Source organism: Streptomyces sp. NPDC048639, assembly GCF_043199075.1.
Lineage (GTDB): Bacteria > Actinomycetota > Actinomycetes > Streptomycetales > Streptomycetaceae > Streptomyces.
Window position 1 is genome coordinate 490,431 of sequence record NZ_JBICVP010000004.1, and the last position, 20,038, is coordinate 510,468.

Sequence of the window (20,038 nt, forward strand, 5' to 3'; positions counted from 1 at the left end):
GGCCGGAGTCTCGCATAGCGAGAGAGGGGTATCACATGCTGGACGACGTTTCCGTCGGGCGATAGACCGTCAGGGCCTCCACCTCCTTGTCGAGGAGGAACGCCGACGGTGCGGGCGCCACCTCGCCGTCGTACGCGAGGAGCGTGCCCGTGGGCAGGCCCGAGACCCGCAGCGAGGGCACCCCGGCCGCGGTGTGGACGGGGGAGTGCCGGGCGAAGCCCGTCACGGCCGCCGCGAGCAGACGCGTCCGGGCGAACCGTCCGCCGTGCGCGATCCGCACGTCCAGCAGCCCGTCCGCGAGGTCGTAGCGCCACGCCGGTGCCAGACCGACGCTGCGGTAGGTCCCGTTGCCCGCGAACAGCATCCACATGGAGCGCAGTCGTCCGTTCACCTCGGCCGTGACCGGCCGCGAGGTGCGCAGCGCGTGCACGGCCCCGAGCAGCATGGCCGGCGGACCGCCCAGCCGCGGGGCCCAGCGCTCCCGCGCCCGTACGAGATCCGGGTACGAGCCGATGCTGAAGGTGTTCAGGAAGTGGACCGGCGCCGCCCCGTCGCCCCCCTGTCCCTGCGGGGTCATCCGGCCGACGTCCACCCGCACCGCGCTGCCCGCCACCACCGCGCCGAAGGTGTCCTCGAAGCTCTCCACCCCGAGATCGCCGGCGAAGTGGTTGAACGTTCCGCTCGGCAGCACCGCCAGCGGCACGCCGTACCGCATCGCGACACCCGCCGCCGCGTTCACCGTGCCGTCGCCGCCGCACACCCCGAGTGCTCCGCCCCGCCCCGCGACGTCGGCGGCCGCGTCCTCCAGGACCTGGAGGAGCGGGCCCGCCTCCTCCTCGTGGAAGACCACCTCGGCCTTGGGCAGCGCCGCCCTCAACTGCCGTACGCGTTCGGCCAGTACAGCCGGTGCGCCCTGACCGGAGCTCGGGTTGACGACCACGGTCAGTCCGTCCCCACCGGTCAGCGCAGGCGCGTCGGTACGCGGTCTGGCGGGCGGCGGAAGCTGATGGCGCGTCGGGACCAGCCCGCGCACCGCGAACGCCGCACCCGCGCCCAGCGCCGCACCCGCCACCACGTCACTGGGGTAGTGCACGCCCGTGTAGATACGGGAGAACGCCACCGACGCGGCGACCGGTGCCAGCACGGCACCCCACCGGCGCGACTCGAGCGCCGCGCCGACGGCGAACGCAGCGGCGGAGGCGGAGTGTCCCGAGGGGAAGGAGGTGGTGATGGGCTGCTTGGCGAGCCGCCGTACGAGGGGTACGGCATGCAGGACCGGCCGGTCGCGGCCGAACGAGCCCTTCACCACGGTGTTGACGGTCGCCGAGGCCAGCGTGAGCGACGCGATCCCGCGCGCGGCGGCGCGGCGGGAGCGCGGATGGCCCATCACCCACATCGCGCCCGCGATGCCGAACCAGAGGCGGCCGTGGTCGGCGCTCCGGCTCAGCCGGGGGAGTACGCCGTCGCCGCCCGGCCAGTGGTGGGAGGCGACCCGGTGGAAGAGGGACCGGTCCAGCCTGCTCGGCCACCGCCTGCCCCGTCGCTTCATCTGTGCGTGCCCGAACAGCTCGTGCCTCCTCAGACCTCATGCCCGTACCCGCGGGCCGGACGGTCTCCGTCCCGGGGCTCCTAGCCTGGCGCCTACCCCGTCGTTCCGCCTTTCCACGGCCGGTGATCAATCGCGGCCTGTGGTGGTCCCGACCCGTGAGGTGCCCGACCCGGGAGCGGGAGCGGCCGCGGGCTGTGATCAGCCGCGACCTTCCCGTGGCGCCCGTACGGCGCGCCCGGCCTCGCCATGGCCGGCGCGGCGCACCCCCCGTCCACCCGAGTCCCTGGACGGCGGGGTGAGGGGAGGTGCGTCGCCGTGCGTCGCGTGCTGCGCTGCGGTGCTATGTGCGCGTCGACCGGCCGAGGGCCTCGACGACCTCCTGCACATTCCTGTACGTGTCGTGCGGCGGCACATCGCCCACGATCTCCACCAGCCGGTCCGGTGCGTGCCGCTCCTCCAAGGTGTGAAGGAGCTGCCGTCGCTTGGCGGGGAACGGCGTGCGAGCCAGGTGTCGCGCCAGCTCGTAGCGGAGTGTCTCGGCGTCGCCGATCGAGCCCCGCGCCGGGATCGGGCCCCAGGCGACCTCCGGGTCGTCGTCCGCGGCGGGCTCGGGGTCGTGCCACTCCTCGGCCCGGGTGGGGTGACCGGAACGAAGCAGGCCTTGCAGCTCGTGCTTCATCTCGTCGTCCCGGTGAACATTGAGCCGGTTGCTCCCACGCTCCATGGCGTCCTCTCTCGTCCTGATCGGTCCGACCGGCCCGCGCTGTCTGCGGACCCTCGGTCGTATCGATCCGTCGGGATCTGTGTCGGTCGTGCGAGGCGGGTACCCGTCGTGCGGACAGCAACACGGCTGCGCTGCGTGGCCGTCCCGGCCCGCGCAGGTGACGGAAGGGAGTGGCCCCATGGCCGACCTCGGACGGCGGGGCGGCGGCGTCGACCCGGCCGCGCTCGACGAACCGCAGCTCATCAAGGAACTCGAGACGATCCACCGCACCCGCCACGAGACCTTGATGTACGGGTCCCCGGACGCCCTCGACCGGCACACCTCGCGCATGGCGGAACTGGAGGCGGAGTATCTGCGGCGGCACCCGGACCGGTACGTGGCCTCCGGCCGTACGCGGGACGGCGCCAGGGCCAGGACCTGCAGCAGCTGAGGGCTTCCCGTCTGCGTTTGACAAACCGGGGATGTTCGTCGGGTGCGTTTGGGGGCAGACGGGTTGGCAACCCGGAATCCGGCCCGAGCGGCCGTGAGTTGGGGAGTAGAGGGACTCCGGGCCCGGGACTTCAGGGATCCCGGGCCCGGAGTATGTTTCGGGCATTTAGGACGTTTGGCAATGGTGAGCGGGGTCACTCGGTCCTGAGTCCGCGGCGTTGTTTCCCAGCGCGCGCGGGCGCTCAGGGAAGGGACAGGGCCCATGGCGTTGTTGCTCGCCCTACTCATGCCGATCGTGATGCTCATCGTGGTGTGCGCACTGGGGCGGTATGAGGAAGCGCTGCTGAAACCTCCGGCAGAGCTGGTCACGGCCCCACCGTCGTTCACGCCTGAAGAAGGAGGCGAGGACACATGACGGACACCTCTCGAGACACCAGGTCCACTCGCCCGTCTGAATCCGAGATCCGGAAGACCTCGGCAGCCCCGGCGGCCCCGGTGGAAACCCAGGGGAACGGACACCGTACGAGCCCCTCGCAGGACGGCAAGTCCGTGGGCGTACTGGTGAAACAGGCATCGGAGCAACTGTCCGACCTCGTCCGCAGCGAACTCCGACTCGCCCAGGCGGAGATGGCCGCCAAGGGCAAGCGGGCCGGGCTGGGTGGGGGATTCTTCGGCGGAGCGGGCCTCATGGCCCTGCTCGCGCTCCAGGCGCTGGTGGCCGGCGGCATCGCGGCCATCGCCCTGAAACTGCCCGTCTGGGCAGCCGCGCTGATCATGGCCGGCGGTCTGCTCCTGCTCGCGGCCGGACTCGCACTCCTCGGCCGTATGGAGACCCGCAAGGTCACGCCACTCAAACCCGAGGAGGCGATCAGCGGGGTCAAAACGGATGTCGAACGGATCAAGGAGAGGGCACACCGATGAGCGAGAGCCCCGAAGAGCTGCGCGGACAGGTCAACGAGGCCCGCGAGCGGCTGGGCGCCACGGTGGAGGAGCTCGCTGCCAAAGCGGACGTCAAGGGCCGGGCCCAGCACAAGGCGGCGGAGGTCAGGGAACGCATCCAGGCGAAGGCCGCCGAAGCCGGCCAGAACGCCCGGGACACCGCCTCGCACGCCCGCCACTCGATGCAGGACCGCACGTCGCACGCTCGTCACAGCGTGCAGGACCGCGCCTCGCATGCCCGTCACGCGGCACAGGACCGTAGGGCGGGAGCGGCGCACGCGGCGCAGGACCGGACCCCGCGTGCCGGCCACGCGGATCACGACCGGACCCCGGACCACATCTGGTCCGCGGCCACCCGCGCCGCCAGGAGCGGGCAGCAGCGTCCCGTTCCGACCGCCGTCGTCGGCGGGCTTGTGGTGCTCGCGGCGGTGGCGGCGACGCGCGGGATGCGCGGCCGGCACGGTGGGCGCGGCAGCCGCCACCACGGCTGGGGCACCGGCATGAGCGGGAGGTGGTGAGCCGTGGGCAGGATGATCTACAAGGTGCTGGCCATGGTGTCCGGGATCCTCGGTGGCATGGTGGCGGGCGCGATCTTCAAGCGCGTCTGGCGGATGCTCCCGGGCCAGGACCGGCCTCCGGCCCCGACGGACGAGGACCGTACGTGGCGCGAGGTGCTGCCGGCGGCGGCGCTTCAGGGCGCGATCACCGCGGGCGTGCGCGCGGGGGTCAAGCGGGGCGAGGCCAGCGGTATGCGCAAGCTGACGGGCACCTGGCCCGCGTAGGGCGCGGGGCTCCCTCCTCCCGCGACCGGTTCCGACGTGGGACCGGGCGGGACAGGTCCCGGGGCCGGACCGGGCGCGACCGGTTCCGGCGTCGGACCGGGTGGAACCGGTGCCGGGGCCGGACCGGGGAGCCGGTACCGGTCTCCGTCCCGGCGGCGGAAGCCGTGCCGCCGGGACGCCCGGCGGTCGCCCGGTGGAGTGGCGGATTCCACCCGTCCGGATGCGTCCGCCGCCTCTCGTGGCTACGTTGGAGGTAGTCCCGCGACGGTGGTGTCACGCCGATCGGCCGGGCAGCGAAACCGTGCTTCGGACCGGAGGCACGCCCGCGGGAGCCGTTGCGCCCGCCCGGGTGTCCCTGGCCCGTCCCGGGCGCATTCCACAGCTCCCGCGGTGAACAGAACCGCGTAAGGGGAGCTGTTCTCATGACGACCGTTCGAGCACCGGGCAAGGCTCAGGCCAAGCGCCGTTCCGCGAAGCATCCGCATGACGACGCCCCCGACACCACCGCCGAGTTCCAGGTCCTCGCCGGTCTCCCCGACGGCCCGGAGAAGGAGGCCCTGCGGCAGCAGGTCGTCCGGGCGTGGATACCCATGGCCGAGCGGCTGGCCCGCCAGTTCCGCAATCGCGGGGAGTCCCTGGAAGACCTTGAACAGGTGGCCGCGCTGGGCCTGGTGAAAGCCGTGATCCGCTACGACCCGGCGCGCGGTACGGCGTTCGAGAGCTTCGCCGTCCCCACGGTCGTCGGCGAGGTCAAGCGGCACTTCCGCGACCACATGTGGGGCCTGCACGTACCCCGCCGCGTCCAGGAACTGCGCAACCGCGTACGGACCGCCTACCGCGAGCTCTCCCACTCCCTCGACGGACGCGGACCGGGCGTTCAGGAGATCGCCGAGCACACCGGGCTGACCGAGCAGGAGGTCCGGGTGGGTCTGGAGGCCCTGGACAGCTTCACCCCGCTCTCGCTCGACGCCGAACTGCCCGGCTCCGAGGACGGCTACGCGCTGCTCGACACCCTCGGCGACCAGGAGGCGGGCTACGACCTGGTGATAGACCGCGAGGCGCTCAAGCCGAAGCTGAGCAAACTCCCCGAACGCGAGCGCCAGATCCTCTACATGCGGTTCTTCTGCGACATGACCCAGAGCTGCATCGCCGAGCAGCTCGGCATCTCCCAGATGCACGTCTCCCGCCTCATCAGCCGCACCTGCGCCTCGCTCTGCGACCAGGTGATGGCCGACGCCCGCTGACACCGGAGCCCGTACGCCCGCTGACACCGGGGCCCGTACGCCCGCTGACACCGGAGCCCGTACGCGCACGGGATCCGCGCCGTGGCGGGGCCGTGCACACGCCGGATCCTCGTCGGCGGCCCGTACGCGAGCGGGATCCCGACCGCGCGCCCGAGGCCCCGGACGCGGCCGGTCACGCCCCACCCGCCACCCCGACGCCGTACCGGCCCCCCGGTACGTACGAGGCCCTGCCCTCCCGCCGGGCGAGGTCGTGCGCCGGGCGCGGGTCGTCCCGTTGACCGCTGTCCCGTTGCCGGTCGCGGGCGATCTGCGAGGGTGGAGGTCCGAGCCCCGCGGCGGACATGGCGCTGGGCGCGGACCGACCCCGTCGGAGGTGGGTGATGGAGCGGACCGCACCCGTGGCGCGCGGACCGGCGCCGTTCGGGCCGCCGGCGTCCGAGCCCGGCCTGCCGGTCCTCCGGGAGCTCGCGGACCTGCTCGCCGCGGCCGCACCCACCGCGGGCCCCGAGCCCGTCGGCGGCGGACACGCCCTGCGCTACGCGGCGTGCGCCTACTGGGCGCTGCGCGGGCTGCCGACCGATCCCGCCCACGTGGCCGCCTCCCCCGGCGCCGAGTCGCTGCTCCTCGCGCTGCTCGCCGCGACGGGCGGGGACGTCCTGCTGTCGCGCCCCTGCGCCGCCTGGTACGTCCCGCAGACCCGGATCCTCGACCGGCACGCCTACCACGTCCCGATCCCCGCCGAATGCGGCGGCGTGCCCGATCCGTTCGCGTTGCTGGAGACCGTACGGCGGGTGCGTCGGGAGGGCGGCGATCCGCGGGTGCTCCTGCTGTCCGTGGCCGACGACCCGACCGGGACCGTCGCGCCGCCCGAGCTGATGCACGAGGTCTGCGAGGCCGCGCTGGAGGCGCGCCTGCTGATCGTCAGCGACGAGACGTACCGGGACGCCGTGCACGACGCGGACGGGCCGGTGCTGCTGAGCCCCGCGGAAATGCTTCCCGACGACGTCGTGGTGCTCTCCGACCTCGGCGCGTCCCTCGTACCGCCCGCGTGGCCCGCCGGGATCGCCCGGTTCCCGCACACCTCGCGCGGCGCCGAACTGCACGCCGCCACCCTCGACGCGCTGTCCGGCCTGCGTGCCGTCCTCGCCGGTCCCGTCGCGGCCACCGTGACCCACGCGCTCGGTGAGCCGGGTGCCGTCACCGCCCGCCGCGCCGCGGCCAACCGCCTGCAGGCGGTGCTCGCCTCCGCCCTGCACCGCACCGTCACGGCCAACGGCGTGCTGGCCCGTCCGCCCCTCGCGGGCAGCCACCTCTACGCCGACCTGGCCCCTCTGCGTTCCGCGCTCTCCGAGCGCGGCATCACCGACTCCGTCGAGCTCGAGGACCATCTCACCCGTCGTGTCGGCGCTCCCGTACCGGGCGGGCACCGCTTCGGGGACGGCCCGGACGGGCTCCGGGTGCGCTTCTCGACCGCACCCCTCCTCGGTTCCACCGACGAGGAGCGGACGGCGACCCTCACCGCCCCGGCCCCTCTCGAATTGCCGCACGTGGAGGAGGCATTGAGGCTGTTCGGATCAGCACTCGCCGAACTGAACGGAGGGCCGCGATGACGGAACGGACCGAGCGCCCCCTCTCCGATGCCCCCGGGCGCACCGGGACCTCCGGTGGCTCCGGTGCGGGATCCCTGCCGGGCGCCGGCTCCGGCCATGGCGCGCGGGCGAGGCCGGATACGGGTCCGGGGGCGGGCTCCGTCACCCGCCCCGCACCGCGTGCGCCCGGTGAGGTCCGCGTCTGGCCCCGGTCCTTCGCGGGCCGGCTGACCGCCCCGCTGCCCGGCGTACGGGACTTCGCCCGCATGGCGCGGGAGGGCGGGCTGAGGCCGGCCGATGCGGAGGCGCGGCGCGACATCCCGCGGATTCCCGTCGAGCCCGCGCCGCTGCCCTCGGCCGGGCCGGACACCGTCGCCGTGACCTGGGCGGGACACGCCACGTGGGTGCTGCGGATGGGCGGCCTCACCGTCCTCACCGACCCCGTGTGGTCCAGCCGCATCCTGGGCACTCCGGCGCGCATCACCCCCGTCGGCGTCCGCTGGGAGGACCTGCCGCGGATCGACGCGGTCGTCATCAGCCACAACCACTACGACCACCTCGACGCACCCACCCTGAAGCGGCTCCCGCGCGAGACCCATCTGCTCGTACCGGCGGGGCTCGGGGCGTGGTGCCGGCGCCGCCGCTTCACCCGCGTCACCGAACTCGACTGGTGGGAGGCGGTGGAGCTGCCGTCCGAGGGCGGCGGTGTGCGGTTCGACTTCGTACCCGCCCATCACTGGAGCAAGCGGACGCTGACCGACACGTGCCGGTCCCTCTGGGGCGGCTGGGTGGTCACCGACGCCCGGGGGCGGCGGGTGTACTTCGCGGGCGATACCGGATACGGCCATTGGTTCGCCGAGATCGGGCGCCGCTTCCCCGGCATCGACCTGGCCCTGATGCCGATCGGGGCGTACGACCCGGGCTGGATCCTGCGCCCCGTGCACACCGACCCCGAGGAAGCCGTGCTGGCCCTCCATGACCTCGGCGCGCACGCCCTGGCACCCATGCATTGGGGGACGTTCCTGCTCTCCGCCGAGTCGCCGCTCGAACCCCTGACCCGCGTGCGGCAGGCATGGGAGGCGGCGGGGCGCTCGCGCGAGGACCTCTGGGACCTGCCGATCGGCGGTTCGCGCGTACTGGGTGACTGAACTCGCGCGTACGGGGTGATGGAACCCCCGCGTATGGGGTGGCCGAAGGAGACCGAGCGCGGCGCGCGGCCCCGCGGGCCTCCCGGACCGCGGCTGCGCCTCGGCCTCAGCCCCCGTCGGCCCGGCCCGACGACGTGAGACGCCGCCACACCGCCGGCACCGCGCTGACCAGCACGGTCAGTGCCACCGCCGCCACCACGCCCTCCCATGGCTGTGCGAACAACGAGCCGCCCGCGATCCCGATCAGCCCGTACGCCGCCGCCCACGCCAGGCACGCCGGCGCGTCCCCGTGCACGAATCGCCGCAGCGGCATGCGGGAGAGCAGGCACGCCACCATGACCGGGATACGGCCGGCCGGGAGGAGCCGGGAGACCACCAGGACCGCCACCGCGTGCTCGCCCAGCCTTCGCCGTGCCGTCTCCAGCCGGTCGGGCGCGGCACGTTGACGCAGCCGGTCCAGCAGGCGCGAGCCGTTCGCCGAGCCCACGCCGCGCAGCCCGAGCCAGTACAGGGTGATGTCGCCGAGGAACGCCGCGAAGGCCGCCACCACGAAGACCACCAGCAGCGCCAACGGCGTGCTCTGGTGGAAGGCGACCACGGCGGCCGTACTGACGAGGGCCCCGGTCGGCAGCACCGGGACGAGTGACCCCAGGGCGACGAGCAGGAACAGCGTGGGATAGCCGACGGCCTGCTGGGTCGACTCCGGCGGCACCGTTTCGACGACGCCCCGGGCCACCTCGCGCACCGCCTCGGGGAACAGCGCGAGAATCACCGCGCCACCCCCGGACGCACGCTCTCGCCGTGCTCCAGCCGGTGCACCGCGACCTCCGGCGCCAGCCGCCCGGCATGCCGTACGAACTCCTCGCCCGGCGCGTGGAATTCATGCGGCCGCACCGGGTCCATCCCGATCGGCCAGTACGTGCCGTAGTGCACCGGCACGGCACTGCGCGGGGCCAGCAGGGCGAGCGCCTGCGCGGCGCGCACCGCGTCGAGGTGGCCCGGGCCGAGGTACGGGCCCCAGCCCCCGACCGGCAGCAGCGCCACATCGCACGCCCCCACGTCCTCGGCCATCTCCGCGAAGAGCCCGGTGTCGCCCGCGAAGTACGTCCGGGCCTCGCCGTGCACCACGTAGCCGAGCGCGGGGGACCGGCGCGGCCCGTACGGCAGTCTGCGCCCGTCGTGGGCGGCCCGCACAGCCCGGATCACCACGTCGCCGACCACGACCTCGTCGCCCGGCACGACCTCGGTGAGGTGCAGCCCGGCGCCCCACAGCCGCCGCAGGCGCGGCACAGCGCGCTGTGCGCCGTACGGGAGGACGAGCCGGGTGCCGGGCGCGAGCCGCCCGAGCGACGGCAGATGGAGGTGGTCGGCGTGCAGATGGGAGACGAGGGCCACGTCCGCGACGGCCGCCTCGGGCGGAGGCAGCGCGCCCCTGCGACGGCGGAGATGGGCCAGGCGGCGTACGAACAGCGGGTCGGTGAGCACCCGGACCCCGGAGTCCACGACGGTCGCGGTGGCATGACCCCACCAGGTGATCTCCACCGGCACGCGCCACCTCCCGCTGCTCACATCCCGGTCGCATCCCGGCCCGTCGCGATTCCCGGTCCGCGACGGAGCGCCGGTTCCGCGCACTGTCGAGCGTAAGCGCTGCCGTGACCGGATCTCCGGTCTCCCGCCCCTTTGCCCGGGCGGACTTCGTTCGGGGCTTCCGGGCCGGCATCTGTCGACGTCCGGGCGCCCGGGATCCCGGCCCGCCGTACGGACCATGCCCCAAGGGTCCTGAACCGGCCTGGAGGCTGGGCGAGTTGCCGTGGGCCCGGCACGCAGTGCGGTCGCGTCCCCGCGCTCCGGTCTCCCGGCCCGGTGGGACTCGTGGATGCCGCACGTCCCCTGCCCGTGTGCGGCTGCCGCGCCGGTGAGGATGCCACCCCCGCCCTTCTCCACGCCCGTTGCAGGCGGTTCAGCGGGCCGGACTCGACAGGAGCCACCCCCTGTGACGCCGATGCCGTCACGCGCCCAGCGGTCCCGCCCGGCCGGGTGGGACCCTTTGGCACGATGGTCACGAGGGGACGTGCGTACCGCGGCGCCGCGCCGGCCCGGCGGCCGTACGTCAACCTGCCCCGGGCGGCGCCGAGTTCCCCGCCGGCCCCTTCTCTGGAGGATGCGTGAACGCGACACCCAAGACCGTGGCCGTGCTCGGACCCGGTGGCGTCGGCGGGCTCGTCGGCGCCCTGCTGGCCCGCGCCGGGCACCGTGTCATCTGCCTGGCCGGGCCGGACACGGCCGAGGCGCTGCGCCGGGACGGGCTGACGGTGACCAGTGCGCGGTACGGCGACTTCACCGTGCCGGTCGCCGCGGGCACCGAGCTGACGGAGCCGGTCGACGCCTGTCTGATCGCCGTCAAGGAGACCGCGCTCGCATCGGCCTGCGACCGCGTGCCGCCGGACGTTCTCGGATCCGGCCTGGTCATACCGTTCCTCAACGGCTTCGAACACATCGCGCTGCTCCGTGACCGCTACCCGGCCGAACAGGTCGCCGCCGCCACGATCATGGTCGAGTCGACCCGCGTCGCGCCGGGGAGGATCGAGCACACGAGCCCGTTCAGCGCCATCGCCCTGGCCGGAGCCACCGTGCCCGGGGAGCGTCTGGCCGGGGCCGCGGAGCTGCTGAACGACAGCGGACTCGAGGTGACCGTACGGGAGGACGAGGCGGCCATGCTCTGGGACAAGGTCGCCTTCCTCGCCCCGCTGGCCCTGCTCGCCACGCGCTACGAGATGCCTGTCGGCGGCCTGCGCTCCGAGCGGCGCACCGACATGCTCGCCGTCCTCGACGAGATCACCGCCGTGGCGCGGGCGGGCGGGTCCGCGGTCGAGGCCGGGCAGGTGCTGACCGCCTTCGACCGCATGCCCGCGGGGACGAAGCCGTCGATGCTGCGCGACGCCGAAGCGGGGCGGCCGCTGGAGCTGGAGGCGATCGGCGGGGCGCTGCTGCGGGCGGCGCAGCGGTACGGCGTCGACGCGCCTGTCACATCCAGGATCGTCGCGGAGCTGCGCGCCCGCCGACGGCTCACCGGCGGTCCGTACGCGCGCCCGCCGACCGGTCAGCCACAGTCCGTACGCGCCCTCCGACGGGGACCGCCGGCCGCGGATGCGCTGCGGCGGCGCTCGCCGGACGCGCTCACCGGCCGGCCGTGGAATCCGCCCCGCATGGACTCGGCGACCGGGAATGCGTACGGGCCGAAGATCGTTGACCCGAAGGCAACTGCCCGACGACAGAAGGATCGACCTCTCGTGAGCAAGGTCCCCCAGATCCCCTTGAACAACGGCGTCCACATGCCCCGGATCGGCTTCGGTGTCTGGCAGGTGCCGGACGACGAGGCGGAGCGGGCGGTGGGCATCGCGCTGGAGGCGGGCTACCGCAGCATCGACACCGCCGCCGCGTACGAGAACGAGGAGGGCACCGGCAGAGGCATCGCCGCCTCCGGGCTTCCCCGCGAGGAGCTGTTCGTCACCACCAAGCTGTGGAACAGCGCGTCCGAAACCTGGACACGGGACAGTGTCCTGCGGGAGTTCGACGCCTCCCTCGCCCGGCTGGGCCTGGACTATCTGGACCTCTATCTCGTCCACTGGCCGCGCCCGATGCGCGAGGACTACCTCAACATCCTCCGGGCCTTCGACGAGATCAACAAGAGCGGCCGGGCCCGCGCGGTCGGCGTCTCGAACTTCCAGCCCGAGCACCTCCGCCGCGTGATCGACGAGACCGGGGTCGTCCCCGCGGTCAACCAGATCGAGCTGCACCCCTACTTGCAGCAGGCCGAGGTCCGCGCCTTCCATGCCGAGCACGACATCGCGACCGAGGCGTGGTCTCCGCTGGGCCAGGGCAAGGGGCTCCTCGAGGACCCGGTCATCGCCGCTCTGGCGCGCAAGTACGACCGCACGCCCGCCCAGATCGTTCTCCGCTGGCATCTGCAGATCGGGAACGTCGCGATTCCCAAGTCGGTCACCCCGGCCCGTATCCGCGAGAACATCGATGTCGTGGGCTTCGAGCTCGACGCCGACGACATCGAGGCCATCGCGGGTCTGGACACCGGGAAGCGCCTGGGCCCCGACCCCGACACCTTCGACTGGAACTGACCCGGTCGGCAGCAAACCCGCGACAGCAAACCCGCGAGAGCAGAACCCGCGGCAGCGGAACCCGCGTGCCGACCACGCGGAAGCGGAACCCAGCGAAACGGAGGGTGCCGCCCGGTACGGAACCGGGCGGCACCCTGCACGTTCGGGCCTCTCCCGCCCTACAGCGGGACGACGTTGAGGGCGCGCAGCTCGCCGCCCGCGCCCTTGGTCAGCTCGTACGACACATGCTGATCCTTGATCAGGCTCTCGACGACATTGAGTGCGGTCTCGTCGACCGACACGTCCGGGCTCCCGTCGTCCGGAGCGAGGTAGCCGAAACCTCGGTCGGCGTCGTAGTACTTGACCGTTCCTGTGGGCATCGCGTCACCCTTCCCCTGGCCCGTCCGCCGGCCGCGGGCGTCGCCGCGGGCCGGGCACCGCGGTGGGCGGTGCGATACCCGTGTCCCCTCTCGCGCGGACACGGAATCCCGGAGCACCCCTGACAGCACCCGGATGAACGAATCCCGTGAAGATTGTGGTGCACGCTGCCAATCCGCGTACGCTCCGGCTCCGAATGATCTGCGGAGCCCGCGGTCGAGCGGGCCCGCCGGCAGGAAAGAACGGGCGGCGACGGCCGCCCCGCAAGGGGAGGAAACATGGCGCCCGCTGATCTCCGCAGCCATCCCAGGCCCGGTCCCGCCGGGCCGGATCTGCAGGAGTTGCTCGGCATGGTGGCCCGGGGTGACCAGGAGGCGTTCAGCCGTCTCTATGACGCCGTATCAGGTCCGGTGCTCGGGCTGGTCCGCAGCGTCCTGCGGGATCCGGCGCAGTCCGAGGAGGTCGCGCAGGAGGTGCTGGTGGAGGTCTGGCGCACCGCGGCCCGCTACCGGCCGGACCGGGGCGGCGCCATGGCGTGGGTGCTCACTCTCGCCCACCGCCGTGCCGTGGACCGCGTACGGGCGGCACAGGCGGCGGCGGACCGGGAGCAGCGGGCGGCACTGCTGAACAGGACGCCCGCCTTCGACGAGGTGACCGAGCAGGTGGAGGCCCGGCTGGAGCGGGAGCAGGTGCGCCGCTGCATCCGTACCCTCACCGAGCTGCAACGGCAGTCGGTCACCCTCGCCTACTACCGCGGTCTGACCTACCGCGAGGTCGCCGAGCTGCTGTCCCTCCCCCTGGGAACCGTGAAGACCCGCCTGCGCGACGGCCTCATCCGGCTGCGCGACTGCCTGGGGGTGAGCGCGTGAACGCCCCGGATCTGCACCTGCTGACCGGTGCCTACGCCATGGACGCGCTGCCGGAGGGCGAGCGCGCCGCGTTCGAGCAGCATCTGGCCGAATGTCCCTCCTGCGACCAGGAGGTCCGCGAACTGACGGGCACCGCCGCCCGGTTGGGACTGGCCGTCTCGCTGGTGCCGCCGCCCGGAATGAAGAACCGGGTGATGACGGGCGCCGCCGCCGTACGGCAGGAGCCCCCGCGGATACCCGGGCAGCAGCAGGCCCAGTCACCGCCGCAGTCGCCCGCGCAGTCCTGGTCCGGGGGACGAGCTCGGCGCCGTACGCGGTCGGCCCCGCGCTATGTCCTGGCCGCCTGCCTGGCCGCGGCCGCGGTGCTCGGCGGAGCGGTCGCCGTGGTGAGTCACGGGGACGCGCAGAAGGCGCGGCAGATCGCGCAGGACGCCCGGAAGGAGGCACGGGAGAAGGTCCGGCGGTCCGAGCGCGGCACCGAGGAGCTGGCCCGGGTGCTGGCCTCACCGGACGCCTCCGCGGGCACCGGCCGGCTGAAGAGCGGCGGGACCGTCACCGTCGTCGTCTCCCGCGATGAGGACAAGGCCGCCTTCCTCATGGGACACATGCCCGAGCCGCCGTCGGGAAAGGTCTACCAACTATGGTTCGACGACAACGGATCGATGCGTTCCGCAGGCCTGCTGGACGCCTCGAAGGACACGGCCGCGACACTGATGCACGGCTCCGTCGGGAAGGCCACCGGCATGGGCATCACCCTGGAACCGGAAGGCGGTTCGAAGCAACCGACCACAGAACCGCTGGCCCTGATGGACCTTCCGCCCGCGCGTAGTACGTAGGAGCACAACCCCCATGCGCGTGTCGATCGCCCTGCTCACCTCCGATCTCCGGCTGCACGACAACCCGGTGCTGCGCGCCGCGCTGCGCGGCTCCGACGCGGTGGTGCCGCTGTTCGTCACCGACGCGGGTGTGCGCGAGGCCGGGTTCGACGTACCCAACCGGCGGGCCTTCCTCGCCGACTGCCTGGCCGACCTGGACGCGGGACTGCGCAGACGCGGCGGCCGGCTCGTGGTGCGGACGGGCGACGTGGTGGAGCAGGTGAGCCGGGTGGTGTACGAGTCCGGTGCGCGCCGCGTGCACATCGCGCGCGGGGCCACCGGCTACGCACAGCGCCGCCAGGAGCGGTTGCGCACCGCGCTGGCGGAGGAGCGCTGCGCGCTGCACGTCCACGACGCGGTGAACACCACGCTCTCCCCGGACGCCGTGCGCCCCGACGACGCCGATCACTTCCGCGCGTTCGGTCCGTATGCCGAGCGCTGGGAACGCGCGGTGCCGCGCGAACCGGTGGGCGCGCCGCGCATCGTGCGGGTGCCGGACCACATCGGCTCGGACGACCGTCCGTCGAGGAGCGACGTACGGGGGGTGTCACCGGGTCTCGCGGTGGGCGGTGAAACGGCGGGGCGGCGGTCCATGGCGACATGGACGGCCGGGCCCGTGGACGCCTACGCCGAACGGATCGACGACCTCGCCGCCGACGCGACGTCACGCCTCTCCCCGTATCTGCACTTCGGTTCGCTGTCGCCGGTCGAACTCGCCCACCGGGTACGGAAGTCGGAGGCGGCCGGTGCGGAGGCGTATCTGCGGCAGCTCGCCCGGCGGGACTTCTGTCACCAGGTCCTGGCAGCCCGGCCGAGGGCCGCTTGGCAGGACAGGGGAGGGGACCGCGGAGGCCGCGGTGATCCGGAGCGGACCGCGGCGTGGCAGGAGGGCCGTACCGGCTGGCCCGCGGTCGACGCGGCGATGCGCCAGCTCCGGTACGAGGGCTGGCTGCCGGGACGGGCGCGGCTGTTGGCGGCGGGCTTTCTGACGGGTGTCCTGCGCACCGACTGGCGGGTGGGCGCGCGGCACTTCCTCGGGCTGCTGGTCGACGGGGACGTGGCGGAGAACCAGCTCAACTGGCAGGCGGTGGCGGGCACCGGTCCGGGACCCGAGGGGCCCGCACCGGTCGGGGGACCGGGCCCGTGTCCGCTGGTGCAGGCGGAGCGCTTCGACCCGCACGGCACGTATGTACGGCGCTGGGTGCCCGAACTGGCCGGGGTGGAGGGCCGTGCCGTCCACCGGCCGTGGCGCCTTCCACGGGAGGCCCGCGACCGGCTCGACTACCCCGGGCCGATCGCGGTACCGGGCGAGGTCGCCGTGGATGCCGACGACGTCCTGGCCCGTCCGCACGCGGACTGACGGCACGTCGGATGACGGGGGGGCCTCTCGTCCGGAGGTCTCGCCCATCGGCCGATGCGCTGCGGGGGCGCGCCTCGCTTGCCCGGCAGCGAGACGCGCCCCTGGCAGACGTGGTCAACTCGTGTGTACGGCACCGGTGTTCAGCCGGGCGTTCAGCCCTCGTCGCCGGGCCGGGTCAGCAGGAGCTGCTGCACGTCCAGCCGGTGCGACCGGAATCCGGCCTCGGCGCAGGCCAGATGGAAGGTCCACATGCGCCGGAAGGTCTCGTCGAGGCCGATCGACGCCAGCTCCCCGGCCGACCGCTCGATGAAGCGTTCGCGCCACAGCCGCAGCGTCTCCGCGTAGTGCGCGCCGAAACCCTCGCGTGCGGCGATCCTCAGGTCCGTGTACGCGCCTGTGACCTGCTCGATCGCCTCGACCGAAGGGATTCCGCCCCCCGGGAGTGCGTACTTGCGGACCCAGGAGGGCGTCGAGCGGCAGGCGGTGAGCCGGTCGTGCGGCATGGTGACCGTCTGCAGCGCGATCCGGCCGCCGGGCGAGAGCATCCGGTCCAGCAGCGAGAAGTACAACGGCCAGGACTCCTCGCCGATGGATTCGATCATCTCCACGCTGACGATGGCGTCGAAGGCGCCGAGGAGGCGCCGGAAGTCGCGCTGGATGACGGTCGCCCGTTCCGCCATGCCCGCCTCCGCGATGCGCCACCGGGCGGGTCCGAGCTCCTCCCCGGACGCGGTGACGCTCAGGACGCGGGCACCGCGCGCGGCTGCGCGTACGGCCAACTCCCCCCAGCCGGTGCCGATTTCCAGAAGCTGCGTGCCGGGCCCCACGGCGGCCAGGTCCAGCAGCCGGTCGATCTTGTAGTGCTGCGCCGCGGGCAGCGTGGCGTGGTCGGCGGGGAAGCCCGGGAAGACGGCCGAGGAGTAGGTCATCGTCCGGTCGAGGAACCCGGCGAACAGCTCCTTCGGCAGATCGTGGCGGGGTGCGGTCTCCTGCGGACGGGGGTCCGGGGGCCGGGGCGGATTCGGTGCTGCCCGCCGGCCGCGCAGCCGTCGGTGCCGCCGCACCGGCTCCGGCGCCTCCGCGGTGAACGCGCCTTCCAGTTCGGCCAGTTCGGCCAGTACGGCCACGAGGTCGTCGGCCTCCCACTCGCGCGCCATGTACGACTCCCCTAAGCCGACCGGGCCGCACGCCCCGATCCGGCGGAAGAAGGCGGCCGGGTCGTACACGTGGAGCGTCGGGCCCGTCGTGCCGATGACCTCCCCGGGGCCGAGTCGCACCCGCATCGGCCGCCGGGCCGCCGCGCCGCGCACGGCCTTCTCGGCCGCCAGGGCACGGGCGCGTGGGCAGTCCGGCACCTTCACCACGTCGGGCCAGCGCCGCGAGTCGGCGGCCGCGGTCGCCGACTCGTCCATCAGGGCCGCCGGATGCCGTCCCACCGTCATGCCGCTCCCCTCTCGCACCTTGCCGCGGGCTCATGCCCCTCGGCGGCTATTCGGAGCCGGGGCGGCGGGGGATTGGTGCCGATCGGCAGCAATGCGGAACGGGCTTGCCAGGAGCTTTCCGCACATGCCGACCGGGGCGCGACAGGGTGCCGACTCTCCGCGGACGAACGGGGAACCCCGGGGCCTCAGCCCGCGGTGGTGCCCACCCCGTGCTCGGACGCGATCTGCTCGATGCGGTGGGCCAGTTCGAGATCCAGCTCCGTCACCTTGCCGCCCGCGCTGTGGGTGCTGGAGGTGGCGGTGAGCTTGTTGTACGAGAGCGTCAGATCCGCGTGGTGGTTCAGCGTCTCCTGGACGCGGGCGATCTGCCCCACCATCGCCGCCGCCGCGAGATGTCCCTCGCAGGTGTACGTCCGCGTGATCCGGTCGTCGTTCAGCGTCCAGCCGGGGAGTTCGGCGAGCGCGTCCTCGATCTCCTGGTGCGACAGCGGTTCCGGTGCCATGTCTGCTGCCTTCCGTCCGGGGGGTCGTCCGGGGGGTCGTCCGGGGATGCCGTATGCGTACTCCCAGACTGCCACCGGACGGGGTCGGATTCGCGCCAATGTGGGTCCGGCGTGGGCGTGTGCTTCCCGCCGCCGGAAGCGGCTCATAGGCTCCTGCGCCGTACCCGACCATTACCGGCGAGTAGCAGGGGGAACGCGACCATGGAAGGCAATCGGAGCACCAGACGCACGTTCGTCACCGGCGCGGCCGCGGCGGGCGGCGCCCTGGCCCTCGGGGGGACCGTCTCCACCGGCCGGGCCGAGGCCGCCTCACGCGCCGGACTCCGGTCCGGCGCGGCCGGGCCCACCGTCGCCGTCCTCGGAGGGGGCGTGGCCGGGCTGACGGCCGCGCACGAGCTGGCCGAGCGCGGCTTCGCGGTGACCGTCCACGAGAAGAAGGCGCTGGGCGGCAAGGCCCGCAGCATGGACGTGCCGGGCAGCGCCACCGGCGGCCGCAAGCCCCTGCCCGGCGAGCACGGCTTCCGCTTCATCCCCGGCTTCTACCTCAACCTCCCCGACACGCTGCGCCGCATCCCCTACCCCGGCAATGCGAACGGCTGCCACGACAACCTGGTGGCCTCCACCGAGCTGCTGTTCGCCCGTACCGGACGCGAGGACATCCGGCTGCCCTTCGCCACGCTCGGCACCCCGCCCGGCCCCATGACCCCCGACGAGCTGGTCCGTATGATCCGGGGGCTGCTGATCACCGCGTGCAGACTGCCCGTTCACGAGGCCCTGTACTTCGCGAACCGCGTGCTCGTCTTCCTCACGAGCTGCGAGCAGCGGCGGCTGGAGAGGTGGGAGCGCACGCCCTGGTGGGAGTTCATCCGGGCCGAGCGGATGTCGCCGGAGTACCAGCGGCTGCTCGCCATCGGCATCACGCGCAACATCGTCGCCACCAAGGCCGAGGTGGCCAGCACCCGGACCGTCGCCAACTGCTTCGAGGCGTTCCTCTTCAACCTCCTGGGCCGCGGCTCCGACGGGGAGCCGGACCGTGTGCTCAACGCCCCTACCAACGAGGCGTGGATCGACCCCTGGGTGCGCCATCTCCGCGGTCTCGGCGTCCGGTTCGAGGTCGGCTCCGCGGTGGTCGACCTGCCGTACGCGGACGGGCGGGTGAGCGGAGCCGTGCTCCAGGACCCGGACGGCACCCGGCGCACCGTCACCGCCGACCACTACGTCTGCGCGATGCCCGTCGAGCACGCGCGGAGGACCTGGGGCCCCGCTCTGCGGGCCGCGGACCCCGCGCTGAGCCGCGCGGACGCACTGGAGACCGACTGGATGACGGGCATTCAGTTCTATCTCACCGAGCCGACGCCCGTGATCCACGGCCACGTCAACCACCTCGACTCGCCCTGGGCGCTGACCTCCGTCGGCCAGGCCCAGTACTGGAAGGGCCGCGACATCCCGGCCGAGTACGGCGACGGACGCGTCCGCGAGTGCTTCTCCGTCGACATCTCCGAATGGGACCGGCCCGGCACCCTCTACGGGAAGACGGCCAAACAGTGCACGCGCGACGAGGTCGCCCGCGAGGTGTGGGCCCAGCTCAAGGCGGCGCTCAACGACACCGGCCGTACGGTGCTGCGGGACGGTGCCCTTCACTCCTGGTTCCTCGACCCGGCCGTCGACGGCCTGGGCACGCCCGAGCCGCGCAACGACGAACAACTCCTCATCCACCCCACCGGTACCTGGTTCGACCGGCCCGCGTCCAGGACGAAGGTGCCGAACCTCTTCCTGGCGGGTGACTACGTGGCCGTCGACATCGACCTGGCCACGATGGAGGGTGCCAACGCCTCCGGACGCCAGGCGGTCAACGCGCTGCTGGACGAGGTGGGTTCGACGGCGCCGCGGTGCGAGGTGAAGCCCCTCTACCGCGCCCCGGAGTTCGAGGACCTCAAGCGCCACGACGCGTTCCGCCACCGGCTCGGGCTGCCGAACGTCTTCGACCTCGGCTGACGGGGCCCGGAGACCGGCGCGCCTGCGGGGGACCCGCGCGCCTGCGGGGGACCCGCGCGCCTGCGGGTCCCGCCTGCCTCAGGGGACGCGTCGGGGCCGC

At 73.4% G+C, this 20,038-nt stretch carries 20 protein-coding genes and 1 pseudogene; 14 read left to right on the top strand and 7 right to left on the bottom strand.

The features are described 5' to 3' along the window. Positions 1 to 31: 31 nt before the first annotated feature. The gene (locus ACGFNH_RS13920) at positions 32 to 1,549 is read right to left on the bottom strand and encodes a bifunctional phosphatase PAP2/diacylglycerol kinase family protein (RefSeq protein ID WP_393653309.1); all 1,518 of its coding nucleotides are present in this window, start codon (positions 1,547 to 1,549) and stop codon (positions 32 to 34) included. Positions 1,550 to 1,889: 340 nt separating this feature from the next. Next, positions 1,890 to 2,273, bottom strand: coding sequence for a DUF2795 domain-containing protein (locus ACGFNH_RS13925; protein ID WP_393653310.1), 384 nt, complete (start codon positions 2,271 to 2,273; stop codon positions 1,890 to 1,892). A gap of 178 nt (positions 2,274 to 2,451) precedes the next feature. Here ACGFNH_RS13925 and ACGFNH_RS13930 point away from each other — a divergent pair, with 178 nt between their 5' ends. The 8 genes from ACGFNH_RS13930 to ACGFNH_RS13965 all read left to right on the top strand — a co-directional run bounded on the left by ACGFNH_RS13930 (position 2,452) and on the right by ACGFNH_RS13965 (position 8,404). Beyond that, positions 2,452 to 2,703: a DUF6158 family protein gene (locus tag ACGFNH_RS13930; protein ID WP_393653311.1), complete on the top strand. Its 252-nt coding sequence runs from the start codon at positions 2,452 to 2,454 to the stop codon at positions 2,701 to 2,703. 261 nt (positions 2,704 to 2,964) lie between these two features. Beyond that, the gene (locus tag ACGFNH_RS13935) at positions 2,965 to 3,117 is read left to right on the top strand and encodes a hypothetical protein (protein WP_393653312.1); all 153 of its coding nucleotides are present in this window, start codon (positions 2,965 to 2,967) and stop codon (positions 3,115 to 3,117) included. After that, positions 3,114 to 3,623 carry a phage holin family protein gene (locus tag ACGFNH_RS13940; RefSeq protein WP_393653313.1) on the top strand — a complete coding sequence of 170 codons (510 nt, stop codon included), beginning with the start codon at positions 3,114 to 3,116 and terminating at the stop codon, positions 3,621 to 3,623. The genes ACGFNH_RS13935 and ACGFNH_RS13940 overlap by 4 nt, the downstream gene beginning before the upstream one ends. Further along, the gene (locus ACGFNH_RS13945) at positions 3,620 to 4,159 is read left to right on the top strand and encodes a DUF3618 domain-containing protein (RefSeq protein ID WP_393653314.1); all 540 of its coding nucleotides are present in this window, start codon (positions 3,620 to 3,622) and stop codon (positions 4,157 to 4,159) included. Before ACGFNH_RS13940 ends, ACGFNH_RS13945 begins: the two co-directional genes overlap by 4 nt. Positions 4,160 to 4,171: 12 nt before the next feature. After that, the gene (locus ACGFNH_RS13950; protein ID WP_393653578.1) at positions 4,172 to 4,423 is read left to right on the top strand and encodes a DUF4235 domain-containing protein; all 252 of its coding nucleotides are present in this window, start codon (positions 4,172 to 4,174) and stop codon (positions 4,421 to 4,423) included. A 422-nt stretch (positions 4,424 to 4,845) separates the two neighbouring features. Next, entirely contained in the window at positions 4,846 to 5,667 is an 822-nt protein-coding gene (locus ACGFNH_RS13955) for a SigB/SigF/SigG family RNA polymerase sigma factor (RefSeq protein WP_393653315.1), read from the top strand. Positions 5,668 to 6,047: 380 nt separating this feature from the next. Beyond that, positions 6,048 to 7,277 (top strand): aminotransferase class I/II-fold pyridoxal phosphate-dependent enzyme, encoded by a 1,230-nt coding sequence (locus ACGFNH_RS13960; RefSeq protein ID WP_393653316.1) that lies wholly within the window; start codon positions 6,048 to 6,050, stop codon positions 7,275 to 7,277. Further along, complete coding sequence (locus tag ACGFNH_RS13965) at positions 7,274 to 8,404, top strand: MBL fold metallo-hydrolase (protein ID WP_393653317.1); 1,131 nt, start codon at positions 7,274 to 7,276, stop codon at positions 8,402 to 8,404. The genes ACGFNH_RS13960 and ACGFNH_RS13965 overlap by 4 nt, the downstream gene beginning before the upstream one ends. A gap of 106 nt (positions 8,405 to 8,510) precedes the next feature. Here the strand turns inward: ACGFNH_RS13965 and ACGFNH_RS13970 are convergent, their stop codons facing one another. Together ACGFNH_RS13970 and ACGFNH_RS13975 are read right to left on the bottom strand one after the other, a co-directional pair. Continuing rightward, complete coding sequence (locus tag ACGFNH_RS13970) at positions 8,511 to 9,173, bottom strand: DedA family protein (RefSeq protein ID WP_393653580.1); 663 nt, start codon at positions 9,171 to 9,173, stop codon at positions 8,511 to 8,513. Then, positions 9,173 to 9,952, bottom strand: coding sequence for an MBL fold metallo-hydrolase (locus ACGFNH_RS13975; RefSeq protein WP_393653318.1), 780 nt, complete (start codon positions 9,950 to 9,952; stop codon positions 9,173 to 9,175). The genes ACGFNH_RS13970 and ACGFNH_RS13975 overlap by 1 nt, the downstream gene beginning before the upstream one ends. Positions 9,953 to 10,596: 644 nt before the next feature. Here ACGFNH_RS13975 and ACGFNH_RS13980 point away from each other — a divergent pair. Both ACGFNH_RS13980 and ACGFNH_RS13985 read left to right on the top strand, forming a co-directional pair. Next, positions 10,597 to 11,457 (top strand): annotated as a pseudogene (locus tag ACGFNH_RS13980) (ketopantoate reductase family protein); the annotation flags it as partial. Positions 11,458 to 11,694: 237 nt separating this feature from the next. Beyond that, positions 11,695 to 12,537 carry an aldo/keto reductase gene (locus ACGFNH_RS13985; RefSeq protein WP_393653582.1) on the top strand — a complete coding sequence of 281 codons (843 nt, stop codon included), beginning with the start codon at positions 11,695 to 11,697 and terminating at the stop codon, positions 12,535 to 12,537. A 158-nt stretch (positions 12,538 to 12,695) separates the two neighbouring features. Here the strand turns inward: ACGFNH_RS13985 and ACGFNH_RS13990 are convergent, their stop codons facing one another. Beyond that, the gene (locus ACGFNH_RS13990; RefSeq protein ID WP_393653319.1) at positions 12,696 to 12,896 is read right to left on the bottom strand and encodes a cold-shock protein; all 201 of its coding nucleotides are present in this window, start codon (positions 12,894 to 12,896) and stop codon (positions 12,696 to 12,698) included. Between the two features lie 276 nt (positions 12,897 to 13,172). On the opposite strand from ACGFNH_RS13990, the gene ACGFNH_RS13995 reads away from it, so the two are divergent. Genes ACGFNH_RS13995 through ACGFNH_RS14005 form a run of 3 tightly spaced genes read left to right on the top strand, consistent with a single transcriptional unit; the run spans position 13,173 to position 15,998 of the window. Continuing rightward, complete coding sequence (locus ACGFNH_RS13995) at positions 13,173 to 13,763, top strand: sigma-70 family RNA polymerase sigma factor (RefSeq protein WP_393653320.1); 591 nt, start codon at positions 13,173 to 13,175, stop codon at positions 13,761 to 13,763. Next, on the top strand, positions 13,760 to 14,599 hold the full coding sequence (locus tag ACGFNH_RS14000; RefSeq protein WP_393653321.1) for an anti-sigma factor domain-containing protein: 840 nt from the start codon (positions 13,760 to 13,762) through the stop codon (positions 14,597 to 14,599). The genes ACGFNH_RS13995 and ACGFNH_RS14000 overlap by 4 nt, the downstream gene beginning before the upstream one ends. Before the next feature lie 13 nt (positions 14,600 to 14,612). After that, positions 14,613 to 15,998, top strand: a complete 1,386-nt coding sequence (locus ACGFNH_RS14005; RefSeq protein ID WP_393653322.1) for an FAD-binding domain-containing protein — start codon at positions 14,613 to 14,615, stop codon at positions 15,996 to 15,998. Between the two features lie 152 nt (positions 15,999 to 16,150). Here ACGFNH_RS14005 and ACGFNH_RS14010 read toward each other — a convergent pair whose 3' ends face one another. Together ACGFNH_RS14010 and ACGFNH_RS14015 are read right to left on the bottom strand one after the other, a co-directional pair. Continuing rightward, positions 16,151 to 17,440: a class I SAM-dependent methyltransferase gene (locus ACGFNH_RS14010; RefSeq protein ID WP_393653323.1), complete on the bottom strand. Its 1,290-nt coding sequence runs from the start codon at positions 17,438 to 17,440 to the stop codon at positions 16,151 to 16,153. A gap of 185 nt (positions 17,441 to 17,625) precedes the next feature. Beyond that, a complete protein-coding gene (locus ACGFNH_RS14015; RefSeq protein ID WP_393653324.1) occupies positions 17,626 to 17,943 on the bottom strand; it encodes a 4a-hydroxytetrahydrobiopterin dehydratase in 318 nt (105 codons plus the stop codon). A 201-nt stretch (positions 17,944 to 18,144) separates the two neighbouring features. Here ACGFNH_RS14015 and ACGFNH_RS14020 point away from each other — a divergent pair, with 201 nt between their 5' ends. After that, a complete protein-coding gene (locus ACGFNH_RS14020; protein WP_393653325.1) occupies positions 18,145 to 19,938 on the top strand; it encodes an FAD-dependent oxidoreductase in 1,794 nt (597 codons plus the stop codon). The last annotated feature ends 100 nt before the right edge of the window (positions 19,939 to 20,038 follow it).